The following is a 21,404-nucleotide window of genomic DNA, read 5'->3' as shown; positions in this document are numbered from 1 at the left end:
AAGAATTCGCTTTTTATTTTTGATACACTTCCTGTCGTTTTGACTATTAAGAATACTCACGATCGGAAAAGGTAATGGCAAACATCAACTTAACATTAGAGGAAACAAAAAGCCTCGCTGTTGACCGCGATTTCCGCCAGGACATCAACCTCCTGCGTGGAATTGCCATACTGTCCGTCGTATTTTACCACTTCGCTCCCACCTTGCTTCCAGGCGGTTTCACAGGCGTAGATATCTTTTTTGTTATCTCCGGTTTTCTGATGACAAAAATCATTGCCACCAGTCTTGAACGGCAAACGTTTAACTTATTTCAATTTTATGCGGCGCGCTCTAAGCGCATCATCCCGGCATTATTAATGCTCTGCGTAGTATTAGCCCTTGTAACTTTTTTCTGGCTCCCGACAAATGAATACAGAAAGCTGGGTAATTATATTGGCTATGCCGCGCTCTTTATTTCTAATCTCAAATTAAAAAAAGAGTCCGGTGATTATTTTGCTACCGACTCTCATGAAAACTGGTTCCTGCATACGTGGTCTCTCTCCGTTGAATGGCAGTTTTACCTGGTATTACCCTTTATTATGATGGCGTTATATCCACTCCGAAAAAGAGTGGATACCGGATTGTGTCTGCTGCTACTGGCGCTGTGCTCGTTTTTGGTAAGCGTGACCAGCACGTCTCTCGACGCCGCCACGCGATTTTACCTGATGCCGTATCGCGCCTGGGAAATGCTGTGTGGCGGTCTTGTCTGGTATGCAGCAAAACGATATGCGCCACTCCATACGTGGCGCATAATAATCGCACTGCTGGGTTATGCCTTTATTCTTGCGTCCATTCTTTTTATTACTCCTGAGCATGCCTGGCCTGGCGGATTCACTCTCCTGCCCGTTGTCGGCACAATGCTGGTTATTTACAGTAATAGCCCATCCCTGATTAACATGATCGACCGCAATCTACGCTGGGTCGGGTTAAGTTCCTATTCTGTGTATTTATGGCACTGGCCAATTGCCGTATTTTTAATTTATGCAGGAAAACAACATAACGGGCTTTGGGTCGTCAGTGCGATCTCACTCTCTTTTTTACTGGGATGGCTCTCTTGGATATTGATCGAACAACCGGCAAAAAACGTCCTGAATCAGCGCTCTGTAGCCGCCTTCTGGGCCATTGTGTTCGCCTGCGTCGGAATAACCTGGGGTTATAGTCACCTGGTGAAAAGCGATATCATCACCAGCCGTCCCGATCCGCAGGTCGACCAAATTGCGGCTCAGGCAAACAATAAAAATTATGCTGCTGACCCAAAAACGCACATGAGCTATTACGGAACAGGGGCGGCCGCAGCCATTATCATTGGAGACAGCCATGCGGAGGCAACAGCCACAGCACTTGCCGAAGCGGCAAAAGATCTGGGGTCGGTTGTCGGCATTACCTATTCCGGCTGCCCGACGCTGGCGAATGCCGATCTGTTAGAAAGCAATCGATGTGGGAAATTCAACCGTTCCCTGAGTAAAAAACTACAAGCCTATCCGGGTGATGTTCCCGTGGTGATCGTTAATCGCCTGACTCACTACGCTGAAAATAAGCTGGTGAAGTTCAAAACCGGTCCGCAGGACAAGAAAAACTATTTACACCAGTACGCAGATTCCATCGTTAAGATGGCCTGCACGCTCAACCGAAATCATCCCGTCTGGCTTGTTAACCCGATTCCTGAAATGGGTGTCGATGTTCCACGCACCTTGTCCCACCGCTTAATGACGAATCAAAAGACGCAGGATATCTCAATCTCTCTGGCTGATTATCAGAAGCGAAACAGCGCCATTTTGCAGGCTCAGCAACAGGCGGCAGAGCAATGCGGCGTCAGAGTTCTGGACCCAACGCCTTATCTTTGCAGTATGGGCCGTTGCATGGGGAGCAGGAATCTGGAACCTCGATACTTTGATGACAACCATCTCAGCGAAACGGGTAACAAATCACTCGTGCCAATGTTTAAACAGATTTTTGCAGGCGAAATGCGCTAATGCATGAATAAATCTAATGAAAAATAATCTGCATTTTCACGCTAACATTGCCATCACAGCATTTTATTATTAGAAAAAGTATGGATAACACGCTCACACAAAAAAATCTAAATCGTGAGCCTCTGCACAAAACGCTACTCTGTTGCCCTCAACGTTGGGGGAAAAATGCTGCTACATGTCCTTTACCTGATCGGGATCACTGCTGAAGCCATGACCGGTGCGCTTGCCGCCGGACGCCGTCGTATGGATACTTTTGGGGTGATTATCATCGCCACAGCCACCGCGCTGGGCGGCGGCTCGGTACGCGATATTCTGCTGGGACATTACCCTCTTGGCTGGGTGAAGCACCCCGAATACGTTGTAATCGTTGCTATTGCAGCAGTGCTAACCACCATTGCCGCACCTGTAATGCCTCACTTGCGTCGTCTTTTTTTGGTGCTTGACGCCCTCGGTCTGGTTGTATTTTCGATTATCGGTGCACAAATCGCGCTGGATATGGGTGAAGGTCCTATTATCGCCAGTATTGCTGCGGTCGTGACGGGTGTATTTGGCGGCGTATTACGCGATCTGTTCTGCAAACGTATTCCCCTTGTTTTTCAGAAAGAACTTTACGCCGGAATTTCATTCGCATCCGCTGTGTTGTATATCGCGTTACAGCATTATGTCTCCAGTCAGGACGTTGTGGTGATTGGTACTCTGCTGTTTGGTTTCACCACCCGCCTGCTGGCGTTGCGCTTAAAACTGGGTCTACCCGTTTTTCATTACACTCACGACGCACATTAATTTCTTAACGAAGCTACAACAAAGTAGTAAAAAGCACTTTTTGTAGTCTCAAACTGCTCATGAAAACGCGATAAACTATCGGTTCTTTGTCAGAATAGAATTTGCGTTAAGAAACAATGACCTTTGCAAAAACCTCAGCACTTATTATTAATAAAAAGCTCAGCAGCCATTTTTTAATTCTGCTGCTTATCTCCGTGCTGATCCAACTGTGGCCGGTTTTCTTTATGCAACCCGCGCGTTTTGCGGTACGTATTGCAATTTGCAACGGTCTGCTGTTGCTGAGCGCAGCAGCTATCTATCGCTGCCTTCCTGGAAAAATCATTACGTTCGTTCTGCTCTCTCTGCTGACGCTTAATTTCGCGATTGCGTTCAACACGTGGGATGTTTATCAGAGTGAATTTAACACTGTGTTTGCAATGAGTATTCTGGCGACCCATCTGGCCGAAGCGAAAAGCATGTCAGGGTTATACCTGCATAGCCTCCCGGTCACCATTGCTTATTTTTTTGTCACCTGGTACGCCATTAAATCACTTAGTGAACATTGCTCAGGCAGAATAAAAGTGGCCGGGGTTGTGCTGCTGGTTATCTTTGTCGCCTGGTACTCCACCGCAAATTGGCTGAAAAAGCGCAAAGACCTCGAAGTTTACTATCCCCTGAGCTCACGCATTCTGACCAATACACCGTTCTATACCGGCTCAGAATTTATTATCGCCCAGCGCGACAACGCGCTGGCGGCAAGCATCGCGCAACAAAATGTGCATTATCCCGCCCTGCAGTACCATGAAACGGGCATAGAAAACTATGTGGTCATTGTGGGTGAATCAGCTCGCCGCAGTAATATGCAACTGTATGGATTTAACCAGGACACCACCCCGGTCGAGTCTGCACTGGCAAAAAGCGCGCTGATTTTTAGCCATGCTATCGCCCCTGCATCCGCCACCGTGCTGGCTGTTCCGATGATTTTAAGCAAAGCCGATCCCGACCACTTCACGGCCGATAAACTTGCTGACAATATCGTTAGCATTGCCAGAAAGACGGGGTATCACACCGAATGGATCAGCGCTCAGGGCAACTCTGGTAAAAGCAATAACTACATTGTTGCCATTGCTTCAACGAGCCAAAAAACACACTGGATCGATACAAAATATGATACTGAGCTTTTACCGGCCCTGGATGATGCATTAAAAACTCCCGGTAAAAAATTCATCGTCCTGCATATTAACGGCAGCCATGAAATGGCCTGCGATCGGTATCCAGCCTCTGCTGAAATTCTTCATACTGGCAATAAATATGAAGATTGTTATAACAACGCGATCCGTTTCACCGACTATTTTATTGGTGAAGTTGCAAAACGGCTGCAGGGCAGTGCGTCTTCCCTCCTCTATTTTTCAGATCATGGGCTGGAAAAAAACCCGAAGCTGGAGTCGCTTTATATGCACGGATCTCGCAATCCGAGCAAAGAAGCCTACGATGTCCCGCAATTTATCTGGTACAGCCCATCGGCCCTCGCCAGCCAGAAAAGAGAGCTGGGTTGGGTGCAAGACTACTGGAGCACCGCCAACAACTATTCGCTCATGCTAAGCTGGCTTGGGATCTCCACCGGAATCGAAAACTGCAGTTCATTGCTGGAAACCTGTCACCAGGAACAAACGCTTTTCTCAGTGATGGATGGTGGCCGCCATATCTTCGACTACGATCAGCTACGCGATACGTTCATCTCACCTGACAGAAAAACGCCCTGGCGAGTCGCAAAGAAAAATTCACTTTAAAAGCCCTGAATGCCCTGCTCGCCTAACCAGGCTGTCAGGGCTTTTAACGCCGGATCGTGAATAAAATCAACCAGGCTGCGCGCCCTTTCTTTCCCTATACCAGGAAGCTGATGCCAGCTCATGACATCCTTTTCAGCCAACTGCTGCCATGATTGTTCATCCATAACCTTTACCGCCGACTGCAGAACAGGCAGCCCGATGGCAGCAACCCAGCGAAGAAAAGGTTGGCGACGGGCAAGCTCAAAACGGTGCCACAACTGTAATCCTTTCGATGCGCTCAAACCGGGAGTGTGCTGAAGCTGCTCTTTTGTTAAGGCAAGCCACGAAAAAAGATGCGTAAAGTGGTGCGCCTGATGAAGCATGTGCCAGCCTGACTCACCAAGACCGTTTATATCCAGCACCTGCATTGATCCAAGCCATACCAACCTTGCGATAAATTGTTCGCGACACTCAGGAGAGGCATAAAAACACGTCAGCGAATGAAATTGAGATGCCGGAGGTTGCGGTTTTTGCCGATTGGCTCCCCGCCAGACGACCTTATCGAGCCGGGGAATCCCCTGGCCTGCCAGACTTACCAGCACCTGATCGCCTTGCGCTATATCAAGCCGCTGCCAGCGCCCAACAGACCCCAGGCTGACACGCTGCACGCGCTTATCATCCAGCAGTACAGGCTCAAGTACCGCCACGACAGATGTCCTTCCCGTGCGCCCCACCGCAAACTGAATCTCCCGCACCTCAGCAACCTGCGAAACGGGTGTGTATTTCCACGCAACAACCCAGTTTCCCTGCCCCGGCAGCCAGCTTTCGCCGGAAGGTTCATTCGCCGAGCGCACCACAATACCGTCTGTCACAAAGGGTAAGGGAGATGTCAGCCACCGGGCACGCTGTGCTTCAATTTCCTCAACAGAACGAACAGGCAAGGTAAAACGCGCCGTCAAACCAAACCCCGCAGCAGAGAGTTCAGTAAGATGCTGACGCATGGTTTTCGGACCATCCGGCCAGGCCCAGATAAACACGCCTATCCTGCTCAGAAGCGATTTATCCGTTTGCCGCATCATGGCACCTGCAACTTTTGCTCGTGCGTTCATTCCGCCCATCTGCTGCTGGATATGGTTATCACGTAGCAGAAAGAGCTCGCCTTGTAACACGCTATTGGCAAGCGCACCTTGCAGGCTACCGGGAACCGATGGTATCGAACGCACCTGCGCGGTCCAGTCTTCGCCTTTGATACCGTCGCCACGGCTGATTGCCTGGCTTAACTTTCCGTTGCGGTAGACCAATGTCACCGCGACACCATCGACCTTGGGTTGTACCCAGAGGTCGCGGCGGGTCTGCATCCAGTTGCGCAGCTCCTCTTTACTGGTCACTTTATGCACGCCAGTATGGGGAACAGGATGTTTTATGTTGCCCGCCAGCGCAGGAATAACATCCTCAGAAGTCCCCTGTCCAACACAATGCTGCCACTGCTTTAACCTCGCACTGAGCCGATCGTACACGTCGTCACTCACTTCGCTCGTGCCCCGTTTCCAGTACGCGTCATCCCAGCGTTTGATCTGTGCGCTTAAGGTTGCAATCTCTTTCTCAGCCTTATCCTGCGACCACACCGGACACACCGCCACGCCTGAGCCACACCACAACAGCATTAACCCGCTTATCCATCGCCACATCGTTACTCCTCCTTTGCGTTGATGGAGGTATAACCCGAGGCGCAAAACAATGCGAATGGCAACATTTCATCTTGCGAGGCGCTATCCAGCGTTTATTTAGATTGCTGCAAACCGCAAGTAAAACCTGAAAACAGTACGCAAAATTTAATAATCCAGGGGAAAAAGTGTGACAAAGGCTACGTCACACAGCGGTGACGTGTATAATAAGCCCGTATGTAGGACTTCTTCGCTAACACATACAAAAGACTCTCATGGCTCAAGGCACGCTTTATATTGTTTCTGCCCCTAGTGGCGCGGGTAAATCCAGCCTTATTCAGGCACTGTTAAAGACCCAACCGTTGTACGACACACAGGTTTCTGTTTCTCATACCACGCGCCAGCCGCGTCCGGGAGAAGTACACGGTGAACACTATTTCTTTGTGGATCACGACGAATTCAGGGCGATGATTGGCAGAGACGCGTTTCTTGAACACGCCGAAGTTTTCGGTAACTACTACGGAACCTCGCGTGAGACCATCGAGCAGATCCTGGCAACCGGCGTGAATGTGTTCCTGGATATCGACTGGCAGGGCGCACAGCAAATTCGCAAGAAAATGCCGGATTCGCGCAGTATCTTTATTTTACCGCCCTCGAAAGAGGAACTGGATCGCCGCCTGCGTGGCCGGGGTCAGGATAGCGAAGAGGTGATCGCAAAACGTATGGCGCAGGCAGTTGCAGAAATGAGCCATTACGCGGAATATGATTACCTTATTGTGAATGATGATTTTGATGCCGCGCTGAGCGATCTCAAAACCATTCTTCGTGCAGAACGTTTGCGTATGAGCCGCCAGAAGCAGCGACATGACGCATTAATCACCAAACTGTTGGCAGACTGAACCCACTTTCAGTATCATGCCCAGTCATTTCTTCACCTGTGGAGCATTTTAAGTATGGCACGCGTAACTGTTCAGGACGCTGTAGAGAAAATTGGTAACCGTTTTGACCTGGTGCTGGTCGCCGCGCGTCGCGCTCGTCAGATGCAGGTAGGCGGTAAAGATCCGCTGGTTCCGGAAGAAAACGATAAAACCACCGTTATTGCACTTCGCGAAATCGAAGAAGGTCTGATCAACAACCAGATCCTCGACGTGCGCGAGCGCCAGGAGCAGCAAGAGCAGGAAGCCGCAGAACTGCAGGCCGTAACCGCTATTGCTGAAGGTCGTCGTTAATTAAACCTGCGGGTCGCCCTTGTATCTGTTTGAAAGCCTGAATCAGCTGATTCAAAACTACCTGCCGGAAGACCAGATTAAGCGTCTCCAGCAGGCGTATCTCGTTGCACGTGACGCTCACGAGGGCCAGACACGTTCAAGCGGTGAACCCTATATCACGCACCCGGTAGCGGTGGCCTGCATTCTGGCCGAGATGAAACTCGACTATGAAACGCTGATGGCTGCCCTGCTGCATGACGTGATTGAAGATACCCCTGCCACTTACCAGGACATGGAACAGCTGTTTGGTAAAAGCGTTGCCGAACTGGTGGAAGGGGTGTCTAAGCTCGATAAGCTGAATTTCCGCGACAAGAAAGAGGCGCAAGCCGAAAACTTCCGCAAGATGATTATGGCGATGGTGCAGGATATCCGCGTCATTCTCATCAAACTCGCTGACCGCACCCACAACATGCGCACGCTGGGCTCACTTCGCCCGGACAAACGTCGCCGCATTGCCCGTGAAACTCTCGAAATCTACAGCCCACTGGCGCACCGTTTAGGTATCCATCACATTAAAACCGAGCTGGAAGAGCTGGGTTTTGAAGCGTTGTATCCGAACCGCTACCGTGTGATTAAAGAGGTGGTGAAAGCCGCGCGCGGCAACCGTAAAGAGATGATTCAAAAGATCCTCTCTGAAATCGAAGGGCGTTTACAGGAAGCGGGAATTCCGTGCCGCGTGAGTGGTCGCGAAAAGCATCTGTACTCCATCTACTGCAAAATGGTGCTCAAGGAGCAGCGTTTTCACTCGATCATGGATATCTACGCGTTCCGCGTGATCGTTCATGACTCCGATACGTGCTATCGCGTGTTGGGGCAGATGCATAGCCTGTATAAGCCACGTCCGGGGCGCGTCAAAGACTACATCGCCATTCCAAAAGCGAACGGCTATCAATCTTTGCACACCTCCATGATCGGCCCTCACGGCGTTCCTGTTGAGGTACAAATCCGTACCGAAGACATGGACCAGATGGCGGAAATGGGTGTCGCAGCACACTGGGCTTATAAAGAGCACGGCGGCGAAAGCAGCACCACCGCACAAATCCGCGCCCAGCGCTGGATGCAAAGCCTGCTGGAACTGCAGCAAAGTGCGGGAAGCTCATTTGAATTTATTGAGAGCGTTAAATCCGATCTCTTCCCGGATGAGATTTACGTTTTCACACCAGAAGGGCGCATTGTCGAACTACCTGCGGGCGCAACGCCGGTCGACTTCGCGTATGCCGTGCATACCGATATCGGTCACGCTTGCGTGGGCGCGCGCGTCGACAGACAGCCTTATCCGCTGTCTCAGCCACTCTCCAGCGGCCAGACGGTGGAAATTATTACCGCGCCGGGCGCACGTCCGAACGCAGCCTGGCTGAACTTTGTCGTAAGCTCTAAAGCGCGCGCCAAAATCCGCCAGTTGCTGAAAAACCTCAAACGTGATGACTCTGTGAGCCTGGGCCGTCGTCTGCTTAACCATGCGTTGGGTGGCAGCCGTAAGCTGGCAGAGATCCCACAAGAAAACATCCAGCATGAGCTGGAGCGCATGAAGCTCGCGTCACTGGATGACCTGCTGGCAGAGATCGGCCTCGGCAATGCCATGAGCGTCGTTGTGGCGAAGAACCTCCAGCAAGGTGACACGACAGCAGTACCTGCGACCACGCAAAGTCACGGTCACCTGCCGATCAAAGGCGCGGACGGCGTGCTTATCACCTTCGCCAAATGCTGCCGACCAATACCGGGCGACCCGATTATTGCGCACGTCAGTCCGGGCAAAGGCCTGGTGATCCACCATGAATCCTGCCGTAACATCCGTGGCTACCAGAAAGAGCCCGAGAAGTTCATGGCAGTCGAGTGGGATAAAGAGACGGCGCAAGAGTTTATCACCGAAATTAAGGTGGACATGTTCAACCACCAGGGTGCACTGGCAAACCTGACGGCAGCGATCAACACCGCCTCTTCCAATATTCAGAGCCTGAACACAGAAGAAAAAGATGGTCGCGTCTATAGCGCCTTTATCCGTCTGACGGCCCGTGACCGTGTGCATCTGGCGAATATCATGCGCAAGATCCGCGTCATGCCAGACGTGATTAAAGTCACCCGAAACCGAAACTAGACTTATGAATTCAAAACGTTACGAGCGTATCTGTGAGATGCTCGCCAGGCGTCAGCCTGACCTGACGGTCTGCATGGAGCAGGTCCATAAACCTCATAACGTCTCTGCTATTGTCCGTACCGCAGACGCCGTAGGCGTGCACGAAGTGCATGCCGTCTGGCCCGGTAGCCGCATGCGTACCATGGCCTCAACAGCCGCAGGCAGCAACAGCTGGGTTTCTGTCAAAACGCATCAAACGATTGGCGACGCCGTATCGCACCTTAAAGGTCGCGGTATGCAGGTGCTTGCGACCAATCTCTCAGACAACGCCGTGGATTTCCGCGAGATCGACTACACCCGTCCGACCTGCATCTTGATGGGGCAGGAGAAAACCGGGATCACTCAGGAAGCGCTGGATCTGGCGGATCGGGACATCATTATCCCGATGATCGGCATGGTACAGTCGCTGAATGTGTCTGTGGCCTCTGCACTTATCCTGTACGAAGCACAGCGTCAGCGTCAGAACGCCGGAATGTACAAACGCAGCAATAGCATGTTGCCGGAAGAAGAACAGCAGCGCCTGCTGTTTGAAGGTGGCTATCCGGTGCTGGCTCGCGTCGCGAAGCAGAAAAAATTGCCTTATCCCCACGTCAACGCGCAGGGCGAAATTGAAGCCGATGCCGAGTGGTGGTCCACCATGCAGTACGCAGGGTAAACCATGAAAGGCCGCCTGCTGGATGCCATACCGCTCAGTAGCCTGACGGGCGTGGGTGCGGCGCAAAGCAGTAAACTGGCAAAAATCGGCCTTCACACCGTGCAGGATCTCCTGCTTCACCTCCCCCTGCGTTACGAAGACCGCACCCAGTTGTACAAGATTGGCGATCTGCTGCCCGCGATTTACGCCACCGTTGAAGGCGAAGTGCTGAACTGCAACATCACCTTTGGCGGACGCCGGATGATGACCTGTCAGATCAGCGACGGCACCGGCATTCTCACCATGCGCTTTTTCAACTTCAGTGCGGCAATGAAAAACAGCCTTGCCACTGGCCGACGCGTACTCGCGTATGGTGAAGCCAAACGCGGTAAATACGGCGCGGAAATGATCCACCCGGAATACCGCGTGCAGGGCGATCTCAGCTCGCCGGAACTGCAGGAGACGCTCACGCCTGTCTATCCGACGACTGAAGGCATCAAGCAGGCGACGCTGCGTAAGCTCACCGACCAGGCACTGGAGTTGCTCGATACCTGCGCCATTGCCGAGCTGCTACCGCCTGAACTGGCGCAAGGGATGATGAGCCTGCCGGAAGCTATACGCACGTTGCACCGCCCGCCGCCATCGCTGCAGCTCATCGATTTAGAAAGCGGTAAACACCCAGCCCAACGGCGGCTTATCCTTGAAGAGTTACTGGCACACAACCTGAGCATGCTGGCACTTCGTGCAGGCGCGCAGCGTTTCCATGCGCAGCCATTAAGCCAGCGCGATGAACTCAAAGATAAGCTGCTGGCCTCGCTGCCGTTTAAACCTACAGGCGCACAGGCACGTGTCACCGCCGAGATTGAACGTGATATGGCGCTGGATGTGCCGATGATGCGTCTGGTTCAGGGCGACGTCGGTTCCGGTAAAACGCTGGTTGCAGCACTGGCCGCACTGAGAGCAATTGCTCACGGTAAACAAGTGGCGCTAATGGCACCGACCGAATTGCTGGCTGAACAACACGCGAACAACTTCCGCACCTGGTTCGCGCCGCTTGGCGTTGAGGTGGGCTGGCTGGCTGGCAAGCAAAAGGGCAAAGCGCGCCTTGCGCAACAGGAGGCCATTGCCAGCGGGCAGGTGCAGATGATTGTCGGCACGCACGCCATCTTCCAGGAACAGGTGCAGTTTAACGGCCTCGCACTGGTGATCATCGACGAACAGCACCGTTTTGGCGTACATCAGCGTCTGGCGCTATGGGAGAAAGGGCTGCAGCAGGGCTTCCACCCGCATCAGTTAATCATGACCGCGACGCCTATTCCGCGCACTCTGGCGATGACCGCTTACGCCGACCTCGATACCTCGACCATTGACGAGCTGCCGCCGGGCCGCACGCCGGTCACCACCGTCGCCATTCCGGACACGCGTCGCAGTGAAATTATCGACCGCGTGCGCAACGCCTGTACTCATGAGGGGCGACAGGCGTACTGGGTCTGTACGTTGATTGAAGAGTCAGAACTGCTTGAAGCGCAGGCCGCAGAAGCGACGTGGGAAGAGCTAAAACTGGCGCTGCCGGAGCTGAACGTTGGCCTGGTTCACGGGCGCATGAAGCCTGCAGAGAAACAGGCGGTGATGCAGTCGTTTAAACAGGGTGAGCTGCATTTGCTGGTCGCGACCACCGTGATTGAAGTGGGTGTGGACGTCCCGAACTCCAGCCTGATGATTATTGAGAACCCGGAGCGTCTGGGTCTTGCGCAACTCCACCAGCTGCGCGGTCGCGTTGGCCGTGGCGCTGTGGCCTCCCATTGCGTATTGCTCTACAAAGCGCCGCTTTCAAAAACGGCGCAGATGCGTTTGCAGGTGTTGCGCGACAGCAACGACGGATTCGTGATTGCGCAAAAAGACCTGGAAATTCGTGGCCCCGGTGAACTGCTGGGTACGCGTCAGACGGGGAATGCAGAATTCAAAGTCGCTGACTTACTGCGCGATCAGGCGATGATCCCCGAAGTTCAGCGCCTCGCCCGCCATATTCATGAACGCTACCCCGAGCAGGCGGCGGCGTTAATTGAGCGCTGGATGCCGGAAACCGAACGGTATTCCAACGCCTGACGATTAGCCGAAGATCGGCAGCAGATTTTCTTGTCTTTTTTTGCTGGCAATCGTTTGCTTTTACCCACTGCTCAGCTAAAATGCCCGCTTTTCCACCGTGGGATTGCCGCCGATGTCCGTTAACACCTTAGAGTCGCCAGATGCGCAACCGATTGCGCAGAAGCAGAACAGCGAACTGATTTACCGCCTTGAAGACCGCCCGCCATTGCCTCAAACGTTGTTCGCCGCCTGTCAGCACCTGCTGGCGATGTTCGTTGCGGTGATCACCCCTGCGCTGCTGATCTGCCAGGCTCTTGGTTTACCGGCGCAGGACACACAACACATTATCAGCATGTCCCTGTTTGCCTCCGGCGTGGCGTCCATTATTCAAATTAAAGCGTGGGGTCCGGTGGGCTCTGGGCTGTTGTCGATTCAGGGCACCAGTTTTAATTTTGTGGCACCGCTGATCATGGGCGGTACGGCGCTAAAAACCGGCGGTGCAGATGTTCCGACCATGATGGCAGCGCTTTTCGGCACGCTGATGCTGGCAAGCTGCACGGAGATGGTAATCTCCCGCGTTCTGCACCTGGCGCGTCGCGTGATCACTCCGCTGGTCTCCGGCGTGGTGGTGATGATTATCGGCCTGTCGCTGATTCAGGTGGGTCTGACCTCTATCGGCGGTGGCTATGCAGCCATGGCCGACCACACCTTCGGCGCGCCGAAAAACCTGCTGCTGGCAGGCGTGGTGCTGGCGATCATTATTCTGCTTAACCGTCAGCGTAACCCTTACCTGCGCGTGGCATCACTGGTGATCGCCATGGCGGCCGGTTACCTGATGGCATGGGCGCTGGACATGCTGCCGGAGAACACCGCGCCAACGAACGCCGCGCTGATCACAATTCCGACACCGCTCTACTACGGCCTGGGCATTGACTGGGGTCTGCTGCTGCCACTGATGCTGGTCTTTATGATCACCTCGCTGGAAACCATCGGTGATATCACCGCAACGTCTGATGTCTCTGAACAGCCAGTCTCCGGCCCGCTGTACATGAAGCGTCTGAAGGGGGGCGTGCTGGCGAACGGCCTGAACTCGTTTGTTTCAGCTGTGTTTAACACCTTCCCGAACTCCTGCTTCGGCCAGAACAACGGCGTGATCCAGCTGACCGGGGTTGCCAGCCGTTACGTTGGTTTCGTCGTCGCGCTGATGCTGATCGTCCTCGGTCTGTTCCCGGCGGTAAGCGGCTTTGTGCAGCACATCCCTGAGCCGGTGCTGGGCGGCGCGACGCTGGTGATGTTCGGCACTATCGCGGCCTCTGGCGTGCGTATTGTCTCCCGCGAGCCGCTGAACCGCCGGGCGATCATGATTATCGCGCTGTCGCTGGCCGTTGGGCTGGGCGTGTCTCAGCAGCCGCTGATCCTGCAGTTTGCGCCGGACTGGGTGAAAAACCTGCTCTCTTCCGGTATTGCGGCTGGTGGTATCACCGCGATCGTCCTGAACCTTGTTTTCCCGCCTGAAAAAAATTGATCGTCATCACGGCAGGCTGTCAATGCCTGCCGTGACATCTCTTTACACCATTCCCGCCTTGAGCATTGCGCATAAATCGTGCATAACTCCTTTATGTGCGTTTCACGGGATGGAAGACCATGAAATTTATTGGAAAGCTGCTCGTCTATCTTCTGGTTGCCCTGCTTATTGTGGTGCTGGCGTTCTATATTCTGCTCCAGACCCGCTGGGGCGCGTCGCAGCTCAGCAGTTGGGTAACGGCTAATACCGATTACGAACTCAGTTTCGACCTGATGGATCACCGCTTTTCATCGCCTTCCCACATCATTCTGGAAAACGTCACCTTTGGTCGCGATGGCAAACCCGCCACGCTGGTGGCTAAAAAAGTCGACATTGGTTTAAGCAGCCGCCAGGTCACCGATCCGCTGCATATGGATACCATCACCCTGTTTGATGGCACGCTGAATCTCTCGCCTCAGACCGCGCCGCTGCCCTTCCGGGCGGACCGTTTGCAGCTGAACAATATGGCCTTCAACAGCCCAAATACAGAGTGGGACCTGAGTGCGCAAAAGGTGACGGGCGGCGTCAATCCCTGGGAGCCTGAAGCAGGCAACGTGCTGGGTAAAAATGCGCAGATCCAGATGAGTGCCGGTTCACTCACCCTGAACGGCGTTCCGGCGACTAACGTGCTGATACAGGGGCAACTCAACGGTAAAGAGGTGGTGCTGAGCACCATAGGTGCCGATATGGCACGCGGTTCGCTTACCGGCTCCGCCCTGCGCAATGCTGATGGCAGTTGGGTAATCGATACCCTGCGCCTGAATGACATCCGCCTGCAAAGCGATAAATCACTGATGGATTTCTTCGCGCCGCTGAACACAATCCCTTCTTTGCAGATTGGCCGGCTGGAAGTGACGGATGCCCGTCTGCAGGGACCGGACTGGGCCGTTACCGATCTTGATTTAAGCCTGCGTAATCTGACGCTCAGCAGAGGAGACTGGCAGAGCCAGGAGGGGCGCTTATCGATGAATGCCAGCGAGTTTATCTACGGCTCATTGCACCTGTTCGACCCGATCCTGAATGCGGAGTTTTCTCCTCAGGGCGTGGCGCTGCGTCAGTTCACCTCCCGCTGGGAAGGCGGGATGGTGCGCACCTCCGGCAACTGGCTGCGCGATGGAAAGGTACTGGTACTGGATGATGTCGCCATCGCCGGGCTGGAATACACCCTGCCCGAAAACTGGAAATCGCTGTGGATGGCCCCCCTGCCAGAATGGCTGAACGGCATGACGCTGAAGAAATTTGGCCTGAGCCGCAACCTGGTGATCGACATCGATCCGACTTTCCCGTGGCAGATCACCTCCCTGGATGGTTACGGTGCCAACCTGCAACTGGTAAAAGATCACCAGTGGGGCGTATGGGGCGGTAGCGCAACACTTAACGGTGCAGCGGCGACCTTTAACCGCGTGGACGTGCGTCGTCCTTCACTGGCGCTCAATGCTAATGCGGCAACGGTTAATATCTCCGAACTGAGCGCGTTCACCGAAAAAGGCATCCTGGAGGCCACCGCCACCGTTTCGCAGCTGCCACAGCGACAAACGACCGTTAGCCTGAACGGGCGCGGCGTGCCTCTGAATATCCTGCAACAGTGGGGCTGGCCTGAATTGCCGATTGCAGGAGACGGGAACCTTCAGCTCACTGCCAGCGGCAGCATACAGGATAAAGTGCCATTAAAATCCACAGTGAATGGCAATCTGCGGGCAGAGAACATGGATAAACAACACGTTAATCAGACGTTACTTAATGGAGAAGAAATAAAAAACACGACTTCTCAGTAAGTGTAATATTATTAATCTGATTAAGTACAAATGGCATCCGGCTTTCTGAACCCATCCAGAAGCCGGATACATTGGAGGCATAAACAAGCAATATATCAATGAGATAATCGAGAACACATTTTTGTAATTTATTGCTTTAGTATAAATAAAAAACAATATTAGAAATTATAAAGACTATACTCAGATAGTTCTTAATATAATCCCATCACACCCATTCCTATTTTCTTGATTCATTATTCCGGAAAGGACTCCTGTGATGCGATTTTACGCAAAAATTACCGCCTGTTTGCAAATATTTCTGCAATTAATAATTATCTTCATCAATTCATTTGTTTTTTCAATTCCTGCTATTGCCAGCAGTCGTCAAACGCCATCTTCACAAACTACGGCAGCAGCGTCAACCAGCACAGCAAAAGAAGACGATGCAGGTAAAAACCTCGCCAATGTGCTTTCCAGTACCGGTTCAATGCTGAGCCAGGATAATAAAACGGATGCCCTTATTAATTCAGCGATTAATAACAGCTCTGCATACGCCACTAATGAAATTCAGTCCTGGCTTGAGCAGTTTGGTACTGCGCGAATAAACCTGGGATTCGACAACAATCTGTCGCTGGAAAGTGCAAATCTGGACATGCTGTTACCGCTTTACGATGACAAAAAACAAAACCTTATCTTCACCCAATTAGGCACACGACGTGATGACGATCGCAACATCATTAATGCAGGCCTGGGTTACCGCTATTTCGCCGACACATGGATGTGGGGCGTAAACGCATTTTACGATCAACAACTGTCTGATAACACCCACCAGCGTTTGGGTCTTGGGGCTGAACTCGGCTGGGACTATTTCAGGCTAAGTGCTAACGGTTATCAGCGCCTTTCAGGCTGGAAAGATTCAAAAGATCACAAAGATTATGAAGAACGCGTAGCCAATGGTTACGACGTGCGGGCTGAAGGCTATCTTCCGGCTTATCCACAGCTCGGCGCTCAGCTGATCTGGGAACAATATTATGGCGATGACGTAGCCCTGTTTGGTGACAACGACGACGACCGCCAACGCGACCCTTATGCTGTGACTGCGGGTATCAACTATACCCCCGTTCCGCTGTTCTCTGTCGGGTTAAACCAAAAAATGGGTAAAGGCGATCACAACGATACCCAGGTTGAATTGGCGCTGAACTGGATGCTGGGTTCGCCGCTCAGTGCGCAACTTGATGCCGATAAAGTGAAAGATCGCCGCACGCTACTGGGTAGCCGTCTTGATTTGGTGAATCGTAATAACACCATTGTGCTGGAATACCGTAAAAAAGAGCTTATCTCGCTGAAATTACCAGCAAAAATATCCGGCATTGAAGCAGAAACCGTACCTTTTAACGTTAATGTGAAAAGCAAGTATCCGGTGGATCACATTACCTGGCAGGACGATAGCCTCGTTCAGAGCGGGGGGAAAATCGATGAAAAAAACGGTACGTGGACCGTTACCCTTCCTCGCTATCAGCAAAATGGCGCGGAGAAAAATATGTACGTCGTCTCAGCCACGGCGTATGACAACCAGGGGAATAAATCCGATGTCAGCCACATGACGGTAGCCGTTAGCGGGTTCAACCTTGCCGATGTTACGACAACGACGTCAGCGGCGAGTGCTTCGCTTCCGGCGGATGGCACGAGTACGACTCAGATAACCGTTACGGTCACCTCCGGCAGCGGCGAAAAGATCACCGGTCTTGCTGGCAGCCTCAGCGCGCAGTTGAGTCGTAGTGCGCAAAGCCAGAAGGTAAGCGCCTCCCCCGTTCAGGAAAAAATCAGTTCATTTAAAGAACAAACCCCTGGCGTTTACGTCAGCACCTTCACGGCCGGGACACTACCGGGTGCGGTAGTAGTCCAGCCTCTCTATAACCAGACGACGAAGCTCAGTAATACAACCGTTATCCTCACGGCGGTGAGTGATACATCTCATTTTGCCACGCTTGATGCTTCCAAAACGTCGGCGCTGGCAAACGCCCAGGATGCGATTCCACTCAAAGCGCATGTTGTTGATGCAATGAATAACCCTGTTCAGGGTATGGCCGTGCACTGGAGCAGCGAAAACGGGGATGCACTTCTGGCCGCAACAACAAGCACCACTGACGCACAAGGTTATGCCGTCAACTCACTGACCAGCAGCAAAGTCATCACCACCACGGTTAGCGCGCAGCTTGATAACGGCGAAGCTATCCAGAGTAAAGCGCTGCAATTCACGGCTGACACCCGCAGTGCGCACGTCACCCAGATTAACGCCGATAAAAAAATCGCGCAGGCGGATAACCAGGATCAGATTACCGTCAGCGCCATGGTAACGGATGCCAGCCAGCACCCACTGGTCAATCAGCCTGTTGACTGGGCAATAGACACCGCAAGCGGTACGGCACGTCTGGCTGACAAACAGAGCAATACCGATGAGAACGGTATTGCGACGGTGACGCTGAAATCGACAAAATCCGGACAAGGTATTGTCAGTGCCTCAACAGGAAGCAGCGACGCGTTAAAAACAGACGTGTTGACCTTCCTGCCGGATGTTAAAACCGCTACGCTCGGCAGCGTGTCAGCCACTAAAACATCGGCGCTGGCGAATGGTCATGATCCGGTCACCTTTAAAGTGAAGGTCGAAGATGCCAATAAAAATCCGCTGAAAGGCGTGAAAATTAACTGGAGCACGGCCAGCGCTCAAGCCAGCCTGTCCGGCACATCCACCAGCACGGATGCGAAAGGTGAAGCAACCGTCGATCTAACCTCCACAACCGTCGAAAACACGTCAGTGACCGCAACGTTAGGGGAGCAATCGCAGACATCACCGGCCATTAACTTCATCGCCGATAATGCAACGGCATTCGTGCAAACGCTCGATACAGATAAAACACAGGCTGTCGCAAACCAAAACGATCGCATCTCGCTGACCGCACAAGTCATTGATGCGAACGATCATCCGGTATCTGATAGCGCAGTACAGTGGAAAATTGTTGAGGGACAAGGCACGTTAAGCGCTGCGCAAAACAACACCAACGCTCAGGGTGATGCCACCGTAACGCTGGTTTCATCCATGCAGGGTAAGGTTGTTGTATCTGCCAGTGCCGCGGCAGGCGCGGCAGTAAACTCGCAGAAACTCACCTTTACCGCAGATACAGCGACGGCAAAAGTGACAAACGTTGCTGTGGATAAATCGGCGGCCATTGCTAACGGTAAGGATAAGATTACCTACACGGCTACTGTCACGGACGCCAAAGGCAACCCGGTGAAAGACCAGAACGTAAACTGGACGGCCTCACCCTCTACGGCAAAACTCTCTACCGCCACAACGAAAACGGACGTTAACGGAACGGCCTCCGTTACCGTCACCACCGTGAAAGCTGGCGAGGTCAACGTCACGGCTCAGGCGGGGTCGGGTGCGGCGTGGAATGCACCCGCAACGCGCTTCACAGGCGATGTCACCACCGCACAAATAGAAAACATCAAAGCGAGCAAAAACACTGCTGTCGCAAATGGCACGGATAGCATTACCTTCACCGGAACGGTTATCGATGCGAATAATAATATCCTTACAGGCGTAGAGGCAGCATGGACGGTAAACCCGACGACAGGCGCGCTGTCAGCATCAAAAAGCACATCAAATGATGCAGGGAAAGTGTCCGTATCTTTAACGTCAACCCAGGTGGAAAGCTACGCCGTCACCGTGAAGGTAAACGGCACGGATGAAACCTCAGAAACGGTGAACTTCACTGTTGATGAGAGTACGGCTGGCATTCATTCGCTTACAGCGGATAAAACCGACAACATTGCCGCGGGCAGAGACAACGTCACCCTGACGGCAACGGTACAGGATGCTGCCGGGCATCCGATCCCGAATGCTACCGTGACCTGGTCATCCGATAACACCACCGGCCTCTTCAGCGAAACCAGCGTCACCACAGACGCAGAAGGTAAAGCGATCGCGACGTTCAGTGGCACACTCGCGCAAGCCACAACCGTCACGGCAAGCAGTGTCAATAACAGCCAGAAAACGGTTCAGCTCACCCTTGTGCCGGATATGCTCAGTGCAAAACCTGTCACGATCACTTCACCGGGATATGATTACGACGCCATCGCCGACGGAAAAGATGTCATCGCTTTAACGGCTACGGTGAAGGATGATTATGGTAACGCCATCAATCAGGGCGACGTTAACTGGAAGGTGATACCTGCAGGTAATTACCATCTCTCAGCGAACACCCAGGCGACTAATGCGCAGGGGAAATCGACGGTGACCATTGCCTCTGAGGACGTGGTGGCCTGCAAAGCGGTTGCCACCTTTAACAACGTCAGCCTGACTTCCGGCACGATGCGCTTTATCGCCGATGTCACGACGGAGACAGTCACGGATCTCACTGCGAGTAAAACGACGGATATTGTCGCAGGTAAAGACGTGATTACGCTTCAGGCAACCGTAAAAGATGCGTCCGGTAATCCGGTGAACAATGAGACGGTGCACTGGGGTACTGATAATCCGGGCGGTACGTTCCAGCCATCCGATAGCAGCAACACCGACACTAACGGTGTAGCCAGCGTGTCCTACACCGCAACCAAAGCGGGCCCGACGGTTATAGGCGCAGGTATTAACCATTCTCAACAAACGGTGATAGTGAACATTATTGGTAACGTTGAAACCGCAGCGCTGTCGAACATCAAAGCGGATAAAACAAAAGCGGTAGCCGATAATACCGAGCTGGTTACCTGGTCCGTCACGGCGAAAGATGCAAATGGCAATATTCTGCCTGGAACCGTAATCAACTGGAGCAGCGATGACCCGGATCTGACGCTTGCCGCCAGCAGCAGTACGACCAATGAACAAGGTATTGCGACCATCACAGGCCGTACCATGAAAGCGCGTGATGTCATAGTCTCGGCCACCATTCCAGGGAATGGTCAAACACTGAAAGCGACAAAAGTCACCTTTATTGGTGATATCAAAACAGCCTCACTGCTTTCACTGACGCCGGACAAAACGACTGCGCTCTCTAACGGTTCAGATTCCGTCACCTATACCGTGGATGTTGAAGATGTTAACCACAATACGGTGCCTGATGCCGTAGTCGCCTGGCAAACAACGATGAACCATCTGTCAGCGGCGACAACCAAAACCAACAGTTCAGGAGTGGCCACTGTCAAGCTAAGCGGCAGCGATCAGGGCATTGTGACGGTGACAGCAACCATCAATACCTCAACGCTGGAAGAGAACAGCGTGAAATTTATCAATACCATAGAGGATACCTGGGTCATCACAACGGATTCATCAAGTTATACCTCAGCGCCTATCAAAGGGTATTCAGACCTGGGCTTTATAACATCGTCACCAACCACCGGCCCGACGTCGCTGGACTGGGCTCCCTCCGGTGCCTCGCAAGTTTCCACACCCGTCACTCTGGTGGATGACAGCGGCCAGCAGTATGAGGTTCAACTGAAAGGTTACCGTTTGTCCGATTGCTCGCAGCGTCCGCTCAATGCAGCCGTCGGGTGTAGCGGTCAAGGTGGCTACCGTGCGAAGTTTACCTGGAACATAAGTGACAACCCTGATATTCCACCGGGGCATTACACTGGTCTTATCCATTTCGCCGGTAAAGACTGGCACACCGACTGGGCATTTGAATATCGCTTAACGATGGATTTAACCATCAATTAATCGACATAAAAAAAGCGAGCCGTTTGGCTCGCTTTTTGATTTCGCCGC

General features: G+C 52.8%; 12 protein-coding genes. 11 read left to right on the top strand and 1 reads right to left on the bottom strand.

What is annotated here, in order from left to right:
* The first annotated feature begins 74 nt into the window (after positions 1–74).
* The 3 genes from ABGB15_RS00715 (at position 75) to ABGB15_RS00705 (ending at position 4,564) form a co-directional block, all read left to right on the top strand.
* Entirely contained in the window at positions 75–2,012 is a 1,938-nt protein-coding gene (locus ABGB15_RS00715; protein WP_215723080.1) for an acyltransferase family protein, read from the top strand.
* A 165-nt stretch (positions 2,013–2,177) separates the two neighbouring features.
* Complete coding sequence (locus ABGB15_RS00710) at positions 2,178–2,795, top strand: trimeric intracellular cation channel family protein (RefSeq protein ID WP_152082720.1); 618 nt, start codon at positions 2,178–2,180, stop codon at positions 2,793–2,795.
* A gap of 116 nt (positions 2,796–2,911) precedes the next feature.
* Positions 2,912–4,564 (top strand): phosphoethanolamine transferase, encoded by a 1,653-nt coding sequence (locus tag ABGB15_RS00705; RefSeq protein WP_215723081.1) that lies wholly within the window; start codon positions 2,912–2,914, stop codon positions 4,562–4,564.
* Here ABGB15_RS00705 and ligB read toward each other — a convergent pair.
* Complete coding sequence (gene ligB, locus ABGB15_RS00700) at positions 4,561–6,231, bottom strand: NAD-dependent DNA ligase LigB (protein WP_215723082.1); 1,671 nt, start codon at positions 6,229–6,231, stop codon at positions 4,561–4,563. The genes ABGB15_RS00705 and ligB overlap by 4 nt on opposite strands.
* A 251-nt stretch (positions 6,232–6,482) precedes the next feature.
* On the opposite strand from ligB, the gene gmk reads away from it, so the two are divergent.
* The 8 genes from gmk to ABGB15_RS00660 all read left to right on the top strand — a co-directional run bounded on the left by gmk (position 6,483) and on the right by ABGB15_RS00660 (position 21,356).
* Entirely contained in the window at positions 6,483–7,106 is a 624-nt protein-coding gene (gmk, locus tag ABGB15_RS00695; RefSeq protein ID WP_152082723.1) for a guanylate kinase, read from the top strand.
* Between the two features lie 54 nt (positions 7,107–7,160).
* Positions 7,161–7,436: a DNA-directed RNA polymerase subunit omega gene (gene rpoZ / locus ABGB15_RS00690; RefSeq protein WP_000135058.1), complete on the top strand. Its 276-nt coding sequence runs from the start codon at positions 7,161–7,163 to the stop codon at positions 7,434–7,436.
* A gap of 19 nt (positions 7,437–7,455) precedes the next feature.
* Complete coding sequence (gene spoT, locus ABGB15_RS00685) at positions 7,456–9,570, top strand: bifunctional GTP diphosphokinase/guanosine-3',5'-bis pyrophosphate 3'-pyrophosphohydrolase (RefSeq protein ID WP_152082724.1); 2,115 nt, start codon at positions 7,456–7,458, stop codon at positions 9,568–9,570.
* Between the two features lie 4 nt (positions 9,571–9,574).
* The gene (gene trmH / locus ABGB15_RS00680) at positions 9,575–10,264 is read left to right on the top strand and encodes a tRNA (guanosine(18)-2'-O)-methyltransferase TrmH (protein WP_152082725.1); all 690 of its coding nucleotides are present in this window, start codon (positions 9,575–9,577) and stop codon (positions 10,262–10,264) included.
* Between the two features lie 3 nt (positions 10,265–10,267).
* Positions 10,268–12,349, top strand: coding sequence for an ATP-dependent DNA helicase RecG (gene recG, locus ABGB15_RS00675; RefSeq protein WP_215723083.1), 2,082 nt, complete (start codon positions 10,268–10,270; stop codon positions 12,347–12,349).
* 112 nt (positions 12,350–12,461) lie between these two features.
* Positions 12,462–13,853 (top strand): NCS2 family protein, encoded by a 1,392-nt coding sequence (locus ABGB15_RS00670; RefSeq protein ID WP_215723084.1) that lies wholly within the window; start codon positions 12,462–12,464, stop codon positions 13,851–13,853.
* A gap of 119 nt (positions 13,854–13,972) precedes the next feature.
* Complete coding sequence (locus ABGB15_RS00665; RefSeq protein WP_215723085.1) at positions 13,973–15,667, top strand: AsmA family protein; 1,695 nt, start codon at positions 13,973–13,975, stop codon at positions 15,665–15,667.
* Positions 15,668–15,923: 256 nt separating this feature from the next.
* Positions 15,924–21,356, top strand: coding sequence for an Ig-like domain-containing protein (locus ABGB15_RS00660; RefSeq protein ID WP_215723086.1), 5,433 nt, complete (start codon positions 15,924–15,926; stop codon positions 21,354–21,356).
* Positions 21,357–21,404: the final 48 nt, after the last annotated feature.

This window comes from Enterobacter sp. MALB-1 (genome assembly GCF_041021625.1).
GTDB lineage: Bacteria > Pseudomonadota > Gammaproteobacteria > Enterobacterales > Enterobacteriaceae > Enterobacter > Enterobacter oligotrophicus.
This window is presented reverse-complemented; position numbering and strand designations above follow the sequence as displayed.